Below are 13855 nucleotides of genomic sequence, written 5' to 3'. Positions count from 1 at the left end.
TCGCCTTTTTTTATGAAATTTTTTTAATGTAAAGTTTTTATGACTTACAGCCATAAAATTGATAAAAACAGTCAAAGAAGCAGAAAAAATAATAGTGGAATTTCTCAAAAAAATAAAAAAATTTTCCGTTATTTAATTATCGATTTATCAAACGATAAGTTATAATAAAATAATTTATTTATCTTTAATGATTGAGGAGAAATGTATAAACTTCCTCATTTTCCTCTCATTGTATAATAACTCACTAATGAATTAGTGAGTTATTATACAATGAGAGGATGTTTGTTATCAAATGAATTTTTATATAAAAATTCACAGCATTATATTTTGAAAAGCTGAGGAAATGTACTAAACTGCAGGTGTTAAATCCATTTAAATCGCTAAAGGGGGAGATGAACAACTAGGGGAAGCTAATGATCTTGGTATTTATCGTTTATTTTAAAGAAAAGAGGGACGATCAGATGAAAAAGAAAATTGTTGAGGATTTTAATCGGAAAAGTCAGCATAAAAAATGGACAAAACGCAAGATGCTTAATTTAGCAATATCAAGTGGTTTATTATTTACGTCATTAGCAATCCCTGTAAGTATAGCTGTTACCTCTGGCACAATCAGTGCATCAGCAGCGGTCTTGGATATCGAACTATTATCAAATGTTACGTCAAATAATGACAGTGGCACTTCAACGAGTAATCGTTGGACAGCCGCAAACCAAAATCAACCAGTTAATTTCACGGTTTCTGGTGGCGCTTTAGCAGATGCTTCCGCTGTGTTTAGTGGACAAAAACAAGCGGTGTTAGTGGTTCCTCCTGAGTTAAGAGGAAATGTAGCTGCAGCAGGCAGCGCAGCAATCAATACCAATGTCACGATTGATCTTTCAAAAGTTACTTTTTTGACCGCCGTTTTGAATGCAGCCAATGATTTAACCAATGTCATTACTCAAATTACCAGTGGAGCGTTAGGGAATTTAACTGGTGTTGATATTGATCTGACGGAAGTGAATCGTCAGTTGGAATTAGTGAATAACATTGAAAACTTAGGTGCTGCTTCATTTACAGCTCCGGAAACGTTAGCAGCTGACGGCTCATACATTAGCGCACCAATTAGTGATGGTTTAGGGTTAGTTTTAGCCCAAAATGTTTCAAACATCTTACAAGATTTGAATGCAGCAGTTCAAGCTTTGGAGGCAAAAGGAACCAGTATCCCAAGTAATCTTGTCGCCACAGCCATAAATACAGCCTTGCTTCCTGTCAAAGGCACGGTAAACGTGGCTGTTTCAGGTGCTTTGCCTTTATTAGCGGTTGGTGGTTCAGGTGTGAATGAGTTAGTGGATGCTTCTTTACTAGGCGCAACTACGGTTACTTTACCAACTACCGTTTCAACACCTCAAAATTTATCCAATAATTTAGATGCTCGTTTTGTAGGAACAGTCGTTCAAACAGATCTTTTAGACGTTAATTTATTAGCAACAGCAGACGGTGTATCCAACATTTATTTTGCTGCAGGTACTACTAGTGAAGTAACCGCACCTACCGTAACAGGAGTAACAGGCAATTCAACGGCAGGTTACGAAGTTAAAGGAACTGCCGATGCCAATGCCACGGTTGAAATCCGAAATGCAGGAGGTGCCGTGATAGGTACAGGTACTGCTGATGGGACAGGGGCATTTACAGTTACCATTCCCGCAGGTGAAGCAGGTGCGAATGAAACGTTAACCGCCGTAGCGAAAAACGCCAGCGGCACAGAAAGTACGCCAACAACGTTCCAAACACCAGCGGATGAAGCAACCGTAACCGCACCAACAATCACAGGAGTGACAGGTAATTCAACGGCAGGTTACGAGGTCAAAGGCACCGCTGATGCCAATACCACGGTTGAGATCCGAAATGCAGGAGGTGCCGTGATAGGTACAGGTACTGCTGATGGGACAGGGGCATTTACAGTTACCATTCCCGCAGGTGAAGCAGGTGCGAATGAAACGTTAACCGCTGTAGCGAAAAACGCCAGCGGCACAGAAAGCACGCCAACAACGTTCCAAACGCCAGCGGATGAAGCAACCGTAACCGCACCAACAATCACAGGAGTGACAGGTAATTCAACGGCAGGTTACGAAGTTAAAGGAACTGCCGATGCCAATGCCACGGTTGAAATCCGAAATGCAGGAGGTGCCGTGATAGGTACAGGTACCGCTGATGGGACAGGGGCATTTACAGTTACCATTCCCGCAGGTGAAGCAGGCGCCAATGAAACGTTAACCGCCGTAGCGAAAAACGCTAGCGGTACAGAAAGTACGCCAACAACGTTCCAAACACCAGCGGATCCTAATACGCCCGTGGCGACGCCAATTGTTGAGACTGTAACAGGTAGTACAACAAAAGGCTATGAGGTCAAAGGGACTGCTGAAGTTGGCACCACCATTGAGGTTCGCGATGCAGCTGGCACGGTCCTTGGTACTGCAACAACTGGAACTGACGGAAAATATACAGTGACTTTAGATTCAGGAACAGCAACAGCAAATCAAACGCTGAGCGTTGTAGCGAAAAACGCTAGTGGCACGGAAAGTCAACCAGCAACGGCGACAACACCAGCTGATGTCACTGCACCAACAGTTGATAACATCACAGGCAACTCTGGTTCGGGTTATGAAATTACAGGAACAGCAGACCCTAACACAACAATCGAAGTTCGTGATCCATCTGGGGCAGTCATTGGTACAGGTACCTCTGATGCGAATGGTGATTTTACTGTAACGCTACCAACGGGAACGACCAATCCTGGGGATACGTTAACAGTGATTGGAAAGGATAACGCGGGAAATGAAAGTCAACCGACTGAAGTCCTTGTTCCTGCTGATGCCACGGTTACAGCACCAACTGTAACAGGAGTAACAGGTAATTCAGTTGCTGGTTATCAGGTGACAGGCACCGCTGATCCGAATGCTACCATCGAAATTCGTGATGCAGATGGGAACGTGATTGCAACAGGGACTGCCGATGGGACTGGTTCCTTTGCTGTGAACCTTCCAGCTGGGACGGCAAATGCGAATGAAACATTGACAGCGTTAGCCAAAGATCCTGCTGGCAATACAAGTACACCGACAACGTTCCAAACACCAGCAGATGAAGTAGTGGCACCGCCAAGTGTCGACAAAGTAACTGGGAATACAACACAAGGATATCAAGTGACAGGTACCGCTGAACTTGGCACCACCATTGAAGTTCGTGCAACAGACGGAACAGTTTTAGGCACCGCAACAACTGGACCGACTGGCCAATATACTGTGACGTTAGCTTCAGGAAAAGCAACAGCTAAACAAACAGTGAATGTAGTTGCTAAAAATGATACTGGACTTGAGAGTCAACCAACTACAGCTATGACACCCGCTGATGTTACCACACCAACAATTGGTGACATTACTGGAGATTCAACAACTGGTTATGAAATCACTGGGACGGCGGACCCTAATACCACCATTGAAGTACGGAACCCAGATGGAACAATTATTGGTACAACGACAACGGATGATCAAGGAAACTTTACTGTGGACCTTCCAGCGGGAGCCGCTAATCCTGGTGATACATTAACAGTTGTTGGAAAAGACGGTGACGGCAATGAAAGTCAACCAACGGAAGTGACGGTCCCTGAAGATGCAACCGTAGCAGCACCAACTGTGACGACTGTTACAGGAACAACTGCCACTGGGTATCAAGTAACCGGCACGGCAGAGCCAAATGTCACCATTGAGATTCACAATGAAGCAGGTTTAGTTATTGCTACGGGAACGACTGATGGTGCTGGCGCCTTTACAATCACTCTTCCGACGGGCACAGCAACAGCTAACGAAGCCTTAACTGCCATTGCGAAAGATGCTGCTGGGAAAGAAAGTAATCCGACTGCTTTCAAAACACCTGCTGATCCAGATGCACCAGTCGCGACACCTACTGTTGACAAAATCACTGGTAGCACGACAAAAGGCTATCAAGTAGTAGGAGCAGCAGAAGTTGGTACAACAGTTGAGGTGCGTGATGCCGATGGCACAGTCCTTGGCATGGCAACTACTGGAACTGATGGCAAATACACAGTGACTTTAGAGCCAGGGAAGGCCTCAGCTAACGAAACAATAACTGTCGTAGCGAAAAATGCAACAGGAAAAGAAAGTCAGCCAGCTACAGCAACTACACCAGCCGACTTAGCCACACCAACCATTGATTCTATTACCGGAAATTCTGGTAAAGGTTACGAAATCACTGGAACGGCGGAGCCCAAAACCACTATTGATGTCCGTGACGCAGACGGAACCATCATTGCTGCTACCACTGCTAACGAAACCGGCCAATATACGGTGACTCTACCAGCTGGCGTAGTGACACCAGGAGAAACGATTACGATTATTAGCAAAGATGGCGCTGGCAATGAAAGTCAACCAGCTACAGCCGTTATTCCAGCGGATGTTGTTTTAGCGGCGCCAACTATTACGAAGGTTGAAGGAAACAAAGCCAATGGCTATACAGTCACTGGAACTGCTGATCCAAATGTCACGGTTCAATTTTACAATAGCAGTGAACAATTATTGGCAAGTGGCAATACAACTACTGGAGGCACCTTCTCCGTTCATATTGCAGCAGGGTTAGCAACAGAAAAAGAAACGTTAACCGCACTAACCACAGATACACAAGGAAATGTGAGTCCTAAAACCACATTTATGACGCCAGCCGATATTACGGGAGAACCAGAAATTAAAATTGCGGCACCAACTGTTTCTTCAGTTTTAGGAACGTCTAAAGCCGGCTACCTCATCAAAGGAACAGCTGAACCAAACCGAATCATTCAAATTAGTAACCGACTATTAAGAAGTGTGATTGCTGTAGGTGCCACCGATGCTGAAGGCAACTTCGCTATCCAATTAACAGCGGGACAAGCGACTGCTCAACAAAGTTTACTTGCGACAGCTACCGATGGCGCAGGACATTACAGTACGGCTACAACCTTCATGACACCAGCCGACCCAACGAATCCTGGAGGAGGCAATGGTAACACTGGCGGAAATAACGGCAATACAGGCGGCAATACAGGCGGCAATACAGGAAACAATGGCGCAACTGGCGGGAATAATGGGAATGGTTCAAACACAGGTTCAAATCCAAATGGAGGTTCTGGTTTAGGCACAACAGGTTCTGGCTTAGGTTCACTAGGCAATGGCCTCGGTACAAATGGTAGTGGCTACCACCCTAAACTAAGCACCATCAGTTATGGCACTGGAAATCACGGGAAAACAGGCTTATTACCTAGCACAGGTGAAAAAGAGTCTTCAGCCGTGACAACAAGTTTGTTTGGCGCCTTTGTCGCACTCCTTGCGAGCATGGGAATCATCAAACGCAAACGTAAAAACTAGCTCTCTCCTTTAATTCCTATAGATGAGAAAACGTATTGTTGAGAATTCCCCACTCAATGATACGTTTTCTCGTTCCATTTAATGAAGAAAAATTGCCAAATAGAATAAAATGTGCTATTCTATTTTCAGAAAATCGAAGGAACAAGCAGTGAAAGTGCTAAATCCAACCTGAATTTTTTAATGCAGGAGGAGTGGGCGCTTTTTTTGTTGTTATGAAGAAAGGAAGCTAATTATGCAATCAGCTACAATGGAATTTGATACAATTGCGGCGATTTCTACGCCGCCAGGTGAAGGTGCGATTAGTATTGTTCGTTTAAGTGGCGAGCAAGCAGTTGCTATTGCAAACAAAGTTTATCGGTCAGGCACTAAAGATTTAGCTAAAGTCCCCACGCACACGATTCATTATGGTCATATTGTTGATCCGAAAAACGATCAATTGATTGATGAAGTCATGCTTTCTGTGATGCGGGCACCGAAAACATTTACACGAGAAGACGTAGTAGAAATTAACTGTCATGGCGGCATTGTCGTGGTGAACCAATTATTGCAATTACTGTTACGTGAAGGCGCACGAATGGCCGAACCTGGGGAATTTACAAAACGTGCTTTTCTAAATGGCCGAATGGATCTTTCACAAGCAGAAGCAGTGATGGACTTAATCCGTGCTAAAACAGATAAAGCGATGAATGTTGCATTGAACCAATTGGATGGTAACTTGTCGGCGTTAATTCGTTCATTAAGACAAGAAATTTTAAATACTTTAGCACAAGTAGAAGTTAATATTGATTATCCAGAGTATGATGATGTCGAAGAATTAACCACGAAATTACTTTTAGAAAAAGCCGAATTTGTGAAAGCGCAGATTCAACAATTATTAACGACCGCTAAACAAGGAAAAATTTTGCGAGAAGGTCTAAGTACAGCAATTATTGGCCGACCAAATGTCGGGAAATCCAGTTTGTTAAACCATCTGTTACGAGAAGAAAAAGCTATCGTTACAGATATTGCTGGAACGACACGTGATGTCATTGAAGAATACGTTAACGTTCGCGGCGTTCCTTTAAAATTAATTGATACAGCGGGGATTCGCGAAACAGAAGACATTGTGGAACGAATTGGTGTCGAACGTAGCCGCAAAGCGTTAGCAGATTCGGATTTAATTTTGTTAGTCTTAAATCAAAGCGAAGAATTGACAGAGGAAGATCGTCAACTGTTGGAAGCAACGAAAGGCTTAAAACGCGTTATTCTTTTAAATAAAATGGACTTACCGACAAAACTGGATCCTAACGAATTACAAGAATTAGTCCCTGCAGAAGAAATTTTATCCGTTTCGGTGTTGTCAAACACAGGCTTAGACCAGTTAGAAGCGAAAATTGCTGATCTTTTCTTTGGCGGCCAAACAGGCGAAAAAGATGCTACCTATATTTCTAATACACGTCATATTGCTTTGCTGGATCAAGCAGCGCTTTCGTTACAAGAAGTGATTAACGGCATCGAAGCAGGTATGCCAGTCGATTTAGTTCAAATTGATATGACCCGTTGTTGGGATTATTTAGGGGAAATCGTCGGCGATAGTGTCCAAGATGAATTAATTACACAGTTATTTAGTCAATTTTGTTTAGGAAAATAAGACAAGAGAGGAATTTTTTATGAATCAATATCAAGCAGAATCATATGATGTTATTGTCGTCGGTGCTGGACATGCTGGCTCTGAAGCAGCCTTAGCAGCCGCACGAATGGGCGTTAAAACGTTACTTTTAACAATTAATTTAGATATGGTTGCTTTTATGCCATGTAACCCTTCTGTTGGTGGACCTGCCAAAGGAGTCGTTGTCCGAGAAATCGATGCATTAGGCGGCGAAATGGGTAAAAACATTGATAAAACCTACATCCAAATGCGGATGCTAAATACTGGTAAAGGTCCAGCAGTGCGTGCGTTGCGCGCGCAAGCTGACAAACATGCCTATGCGACAGAAATGAAACATACCATTGAAAAAGAAGAAAATTTAACCCTTCGTCAAGGGATTGTTGAAGAATTAATCGTGGAAGATGGCGTTTGTCGTGGTGTTGTAACTTCAACAGGTGCCGCATACCGTAGTCAAGCAGTGGTGATTACTGCCGGTACTGCCTTGCGTGGCGAAATTATTATTGGTGAATTAAAATATTCATCAGGACCAAACAATTCGCAACCTTCCGTTGGTTTAGCCAATCATTTAAAAGAATTAGGTTTAGAAATCGATCGCTTTAAAACAGGAACGCCGCCGCGAGTAAAATCAAGTACGATTGATTATTCTGTGACAGAGGAACAACCAGGCGATAAAGAACCCAACCACTTTAGTTACAGCACGCCAGATAGTGCCTACAATCAAAACCAAGAACCTTGTTGGTTAACTTATACGAATGAAACAACGCATGAAATTATTCAAAAAAATCTACACCGCGCCCCAATGTTTACTGGGATTGTTGAAGGTGTGGGCGCTCGGTATTGTCCATCCATCGAGGACAAAATTGTTCGTTTTGCAGACAAACCAAGACACCAATTGTTCTTGGAACCAGAAGGGTTGAATACCGAAGAAGTTTACGTCCAAGGCTTATCTACTTCTTTACCAGAAGATGTCCAAACAGAAATGCTTCATTCTATTGAAGGATTAGAAAAAGTAGAAATGATGCGTACAGGTTACGCCATTGAATACGATGTGGTAGTCCCTCACCAATTACGCCCAACATTAGAAACAAAGGTCATTGAAAATCTTTATACAGCAGGTCAAACGAACGGAACTAGTGGCTACGAAGAAGCTGCTGGTCAAGGCTTGATGGCAGGAATTAATGCTGCATTGAAAATTCAAGGCAAAGAGCCTCTTGTTTTAAAACGTAGTGATGGCTATATTGGCGTCATGATTGACGATTTAGTTACAAAAGGCACTAACGAACCTTATCGCTTATTAACGTCACGTGCGGAGTATCGTTTGATTTTACGACATGACAATGCGGACTTACGTTTAACAGAAATGGGTCATGAAATTGGCTTAGTCAAAGAAGAACAATATGCCGCCTATCTAGTCAAAAAAGCGGCTGTTGAAGCGGAAATTGCCCGCTTAGGCAAACATCGGATTAAACCAACCAAAGAAGTGCAAGCATTTTTGGAAACTAAAGGCGCTGCTGGCTTAAAAGACGGTATTTTAGCTAGAGATTTTCTGAAACGCCCAGAAATCAGTTATCAAGAAGTCGCTCAATTTATTCCCGCACCTGAAGAGGCGCTCGATCCAAAAGTGATTGAACAAGTAGAAATTCAAATCAAGTACGAAGGCTACATTAAAAAAGCCATGGAAAAAGTTGAGAAACTAAAACGCATGGAAGCAAAACGCATTCCAGAAAACATCGATTACCAAGCGATTAACGGCTTGGCTACAGAAGCAAAACAAAAACTACAAAAAATCCAACCAGAAACGATTGCCCAAGCAAGCCGTATCAGCGGTGTGAACCCCGCTGACATTAGCATTTTGATGGTCTACATCGAACAAGGAAAAATCGCGAAAGTGCAAGGATAATAAAAATTTGAAGCAGTTGCTTCTTCACGGATGATTGATTGTGAAGAAGCAACTGCTTTTTTGTTTTGAATTAGTCTACTTTTTTTTCTAAACTGCAAAAAAAGACTGTCTTAAATAATTTCACAAACTGACCTATACTGAAAGCGCAAACAAATGATAGGAGTGGAACAAATGACAGATTGGTTAGGAATTAAAGGAAAAGTAGTGATTGTTACAGGAGGCTCATCTGGTATTGGTCGCAGCATTGTTGAAAGCTTGTTAGCACAAGAGGTCTATGTCGCTAATTTTGATATTTCAGCATCAGAAACGCAACATGAGCATTTACTCTTTGTGAAAGTCGATGTAACTTCTCGAGCAGAAGTAGAAGCGGGTGTCGCTCAAGTGGTGGAAAAATTTGGAACCGTAGATGGCCTAGTAAATAATGCCGGAATCAATATTCCTCGTCTATTGGTGGATAAAAATCATCCTCATGGGCCTTATGAATTATCGGATGAGGTATTCGACAAAATTGTAGCCATCAATCAAAAAGGGCTCTACCTAATGAGCCAAGCAGTGGGCCGGGTTCTTGTACAAAAACAAGCAGGTGTCATTATTAATATGTCTTCAGAAGCTGGATTAGAAGGCTCCGAAGGGCAAAGCGCCTACGCTGCAACGAAAGCAGCGGTCAGCAGTTATACACGTTCATGGGCTAAAGAGTTAGGAAAATCAAACGTCCGTGTCGTGGGGATTGCGCCAGGCATTATGGAAGAAACGGGCTTGCGCACTTTAGCATACGAAGAAGCATTGGCTTATACACGAAACATTTCTGTGGAGCAATTGCGAGCAGGTTATTCAAAAACAAGTACGATTCCATTAGGTCGTAGCGGAAAACTCCATGAAGTCGCTGACTTAGTATGCTATTATTTATCAGACCGTTCAAGCTATATTACAGGCATCACCACAAACGTAGCTGGAGGTAAAACAAGAGGATAGAGGTGGGAAAACTAAATGACGCTAGTAAATAGATGGTACCAAGTAATAAAATTACTAGTTGATCACAAAGGAATGAGCTTACAGGAATTGCAAGAAAAATTAGCCGCAAGTCCTCAAACAGTTCGTAAAAACATTGATACATTGAATGATGAATTAATCGGTATCGCCCAAATTATTCAGAAGGAAAATCTCTTTCAGTTAGAAATCAATAACTTTGAAGGTTTTGAAGAGGTTTTGTCTGGACGGCTAAAAAGGGAATCTGATTTTAATTCTTCAAGCAAGCGTGTTTCCTACATTATCAAACGATTAATAGAAGAAGATCAATTTATTTCAACTTATAATTTATCCGAAGAACTCGCCGTTAGTCGCGGCACAGTTAATAAAGACATTAAGCGCATGAAAGAGCTGATTGCTCCTTGGCAGGTTGCGGTTGTAGGTACGCCAAACCGTGGTATTCATTTAGAAGGAAAAGAGTTTGATTTACGCTTACTTCATGTGAATTACGTCCAAGAATATTTTGAAGAACAGTTTCTTCATGAAACTACCAAACAAATGATACAAAAAATAATCAAAGAAACAAGACTAGCGAAACAAGATAGTTTTCTTTTACGAAGAGTGGTTTCAATTGTTTTGCAGCGTGTTTTAGCTGGAAAACTCATTACGGAACTACCACTAGAATATGTTGATTATGTTCGTCATAACGAGCAGATTGAAGAACTGATGTATCACTTGGAAATAACCTATAATGTAACGTTAAGCCAATGGGAACGTTCCTTTATCAGCTTTCCTTTTAACATCAACACAAACCATATTCGTAATTCTTTATTGGCTGATGAAGGACTCTTAGCTGACTATTTTCAAAAAATGATGAAAAAAATTCATCATTCAGTTGTTGTTGAATTTGATGAGGACTTCTTGTTTTCAGAAATGAAAGATCATTTAAGAAACGTGATGAATCGACTCGTTTTTCATGTGGAGTGTCACGATTTATTTTACGGAGAAATTGAACGACAATATCCTTTGGCCTATGAATTAGCCAAGATTGGCTTGCAAGAATTGGGCCGTTTGTTAAATCGTTGTGTGCCGACGGTTGAATTTGGGTATCTCGCTTTGTATTTTGAACTAGCATTGAGAGGGAACTATGAAGCGGGAGCCAAAAAAGAAATCGCTGTAATCTGCAGTACAGGTCATGGAACGGCCTTGATCATTCAGCGGCAATTGGAAAAAGTTTTGGGTCCAGACGTCCAGATTGCCCATTTTTCTGAAGAAGAGGCAGAGAGAAGAGAATTGAATCAATATTTTGCTATTTTTACAACCATTCCCTTAAAAAATATTCGACCACAAACACCGATGATCCATTTAACTAATTTATTTAACGATACTTGGCTCAGAAATGAGTGGCAGAGAGCAAAAGAAATTCGTTCCGTGGAATCTCAAAATATTCATATGACCTATCAATTATTAGAGAATACTCAAGGTTACCGAGCGAATATCCAGAAAATGGTTGCTGATTTAGAAGCAGAAAAATTAGTAGATCCTCAATTTATCGAACGAATTTTTACTAGAGAAGATCAACAAACAACTATTTTTGAATCGGGGATTGCCTTTCCCCATACAATTAATCAAGCCTTACCAACGATTATTTTATCGATTGGGGTTTTTGAAGAATCACTGGTTACACCAGAAGGTAAAGTTGATGTTATTTTGCTGTTGGGTATTCCAGAAGAGCTGACGGCCACTGTTGAAGCAGAGTTACTACAACTATATGACCGCTTGTTTACAATCGCAGGAGACGAACGTTTACGTAATGAATTACGGAAGCAACGAGATGTTTTAGCGGTTAAAGAGTGGATGCAAAGGAAGGGGATTATCATATGAGTTTTATCTACGTATTCGGGGCGCTTTTTTTAACAGCTTACTTCGTTCAGATAGCTATGGGAATGAAACAGATTAAACACTTTAATCAAAACTACCAAGAATTGCGACAATTAGGAAAAGTCGCGATTGGTCGACGTGCAGGGAAGTTAAAAGCAGGCACGATTATCTTGTTTGCTGTGGATTCGCAAGGGAAAATCTTAGCCGCTAGAAAGATGCAAGGTGTCACCGTTCTAGCTAAATTTCATCCCTTACCTCAGTACGTGAACGAGGATATTCATTATATGGATCATTACCATCCACTCGTACAAAAGGAAAATAAATTAACCCAACAAGCGATGGAAAATGCACGAGAAATTTACTTACGTGTTGAGCTTGGCAATTATCAAGAAACACAACCATTAACGCCGCTTAATGGAGCCAAAATTCAATGGCAATTATGGAAAAATAAAGTACAAACAAAATTGAAAGGAAGTGTCGAGTAATGTCTTATATTACAAAATTTGCGGAAGGATTTATGCACCTTTTCCAAACAGGAGCAGAAACATTTATTTCTTGGATGACAGGCATCGTACCTGTTGTTTTGATGTTAATGGTAGCTATGAATACTTTAATTGCTTTTCTAGGAGAAGAAAGAGTAACCAAAGTAGCCAAACTTTCTGCCAAAAATCCTGTTACGCGATATTTAGTGCTGCCTTTTTTATCCGCTTTTATGTTAGGCAATCCAATGTCCTTTACGATGGCTCGATTTTTACCAGAATACTATAAACCTAGCTATTATGCTGCACAAGCGCAATTTTGTCATACCAGTAATGGAGTTTTCCCTCATATTAATCCTGGTGAATTGTTCGTTTGGTTAGGGATTGCGCAAGGGATTGATACGTTAGGACTAAATTCGATGGACCTAGCGATTCGCTATATGTTTGTAGGGATATTAATGAATTTTATTGGCGGTTGGGTTACCGATTTCACTACCGCCTATGTTTGCAAACAACAAGGAATTACCCTTAGTAAAACAGTAGAGATTGCTGTGGATTAGAAAGGAGCAAGGTGCGATGACGTACAATAGTATTAAGGTAGTTAAAGGAAATGGCGGTTATGGTGGGCCCTTAGTAATTACACCGACAGAAGAAAAACATAAATTTATTTACATTACAGGTGGCGGCGAGAAACCCGCAATCGTTGATAAAATCGTAGAATTGACAGGAATGGAAGCGGTCAATGGTTTTAAGACATCGATTCCAGATGATGAAATCGCATTAGCCATTATTGATTGTGGAGGCACTCTTCGTTGCGGGATTTATCCTAAAAAAGGAATTCCTACTATTAACGTTGTTCCAACTGGCAAAAGTGGTCCCTTAGCACAATACATTAATGAGACAATTTATGTTTCCGCTGTAGGCCCGAAACAGATTACATTGACATCAGAAGAAGCTTCTGCTGATACAGAAAAGCCCACCTCGAAAAAAACAGAATTTAAATATGATACAAGTAAAAAAATTACTGAACAAAAAGCGGAACAACAAAGTTTTGTTGCGAAAATTGGTATGGGTGCAGGAAAAGTTGTAGCGACATTCAACCAATCAGCCCGTGAAGGCGTACAAACGATGATCAACACAGTGATTCCGTTTATGGCATTTGTTTCTTTATTAATTGGTGTGATTCAAGGTTCAGGAATTGGTGAATTTTTTGCCAATATCATGGCGCCATTGGCAGGAAACATTGTGGGGTTAACAATTATTGGTTTTATTTGTTCTCTGCCATTTCTTTCTCCTTTATTAGGTCCTGGAGCAGTAATCAGCCAAGTAATTGGTACGTTAATTGGTGTGGAAATTGGGAAAGGCAACATTCCGCCACAACTAGCTCTACCAGCATTGTTTGCTATTAATACACAAAACGCGTGCGACTTTATTCCCGTGGGTTTAGGCTTGGAAGAAGCTGAAGCTGAAACCGTTGAAGTCGGGGTCCCTTCTGTTTTATATTCTCGTTTCTTAAATGGTGCCCCTCGAGTACTAGTTGCTTGGTTAGCAAGTTTTGGATTGTATAGTTAAAAAATTTTTTTGGAGGATG

General features: G+C 41.4%; 8 protein-coding genes. All 8 read left to right on the top strand.

Annotated elements, in window-relative coordinates:
• Window positions 1–413: 413 nt before the first annotated feature.
• The 8 genes from IGI80_RS03460 (at window position 414) to srlE (ending at window position 13836) form a co-directional block, all read left to right on the top strand.
• Window positions 414–5390, top strand: a complete 4977-nt coding sequence (locus IGI80_RS03460; protein WP_438722682.1) for an Ig-like domain-containing protein — start codon at window positions 414–416, stop codon at window positions 5388–5390.
• Window positions 5391–5622: 232 nt separating this feature from the next.
• Window positions 5623–7020, top strand: a complete 1398-nt coding sequence (gene mnmE / locus IGI80_RS03455) for a tRNA uridine-5-carboxymethylaminomethyl(34) synthesis GTPase MnmE (RefSeq protein ID WP_010707908.1) — start codon at window positions 5623–5625, stop codon at window positions 7018–7020.
• 19 nt (window positions 7021–7039) lie between these two features.
• Window positions 7040–8938 carry a tRNA uridine-5-carboxymethylaminomethyl(34) synthesis enzyme MnmG gene (mnmG, locus tag IGI80_RS03450; RefSeq protein WP_002355988.1) on the top strand — a complete coding sequence of 633 codons (1899 nt, stop codon included), beginning with the start codon at window positions 7040–7042 and terminating at the stop codon, window positions 8936–8938.
• Between the two features lie 171 nt (window positions 8939–9109).
• Complete coding sequence (locus IGI80_RS03445; RefSeq protein WP_438722680.1) at window positions 9110–9910, top strand: SDR family oxidoreductase; 801 nt, start codon at window positions 9110–9112, stop codon at window positions 9908–9910.
• A gap of 15 nt (window positions 9911–9925) precedes the next feature.
• Complete coding sequence (locus IGI80_RS03440) at window positions 9926–11788, top strand: BglG family transcription antiterminator (RefSeq protein WP_438722678.1); 1863 nt, start codon at window positions 9926–9928, stop codon at window positions 11786–11788.
• Window positions 11785–12270 (top strand): transcriptional regulator GutM, encoded by a 486-nt coding sequence (locus IGI80_RS03435; protein WP_002355985.1) that lies wholly within the window; start codon window positions 11785–11787, stop codon window positions 12268–12270. Before IGI80_RS03440 ends, IGI80_RS03435 begins: the two co-directional genes overlap by 4 nt.
• The gene (srlA, locus tag IGI80_RS03430) at window positions 12270–12824 is read left to right on the top strand and encodes a PTS glucitol/sorbitol transporter subunit IIC (RefSeq protein WP_002355983.1); all 555 of its coding nucleotides are present in this window, start codon (window positions 12270–12272) and stop codon (window positions 12822–12824) included. The genes IGI80_RS03435 and srlA overlap by 1 nt, the downstream gene beginning before the upstream one ends.
• Window positions 12825–12840: 16 nt before the next feature.
• The gene (gene srlE / locus IGI80_RS03425; RefSeq protein ID WP_002379286.1) at window positions 12841–13836 is read left to right on the top strand and encodes a PTS glucitol/sorbitol transporter subunit IIB; all 996 of its coding nucleotides are present in this window, start codon (window positions 12841–12843) and stop codon (window positions 13834–13836) included.
• Window positions 13837–13855 lie beyond the last annotated feature (19 nt).

The sequence above is a fragment of the Enterococcus sp. DIV1420a genome (assembly GCF_051712165.1).
In the GTDB taxonomy this organism is placed as follows: Bacteria; Bacillota; Bacilli; order Lactobacillales; family Enterococcaceae; genus Enterococcus; species Enterococcus faecalis.
The sequence above is the reverse complement of the archived record's forward strand: the minus strand, read 5'-3'. Positions and strand labels throughout refer to the sequence as shown.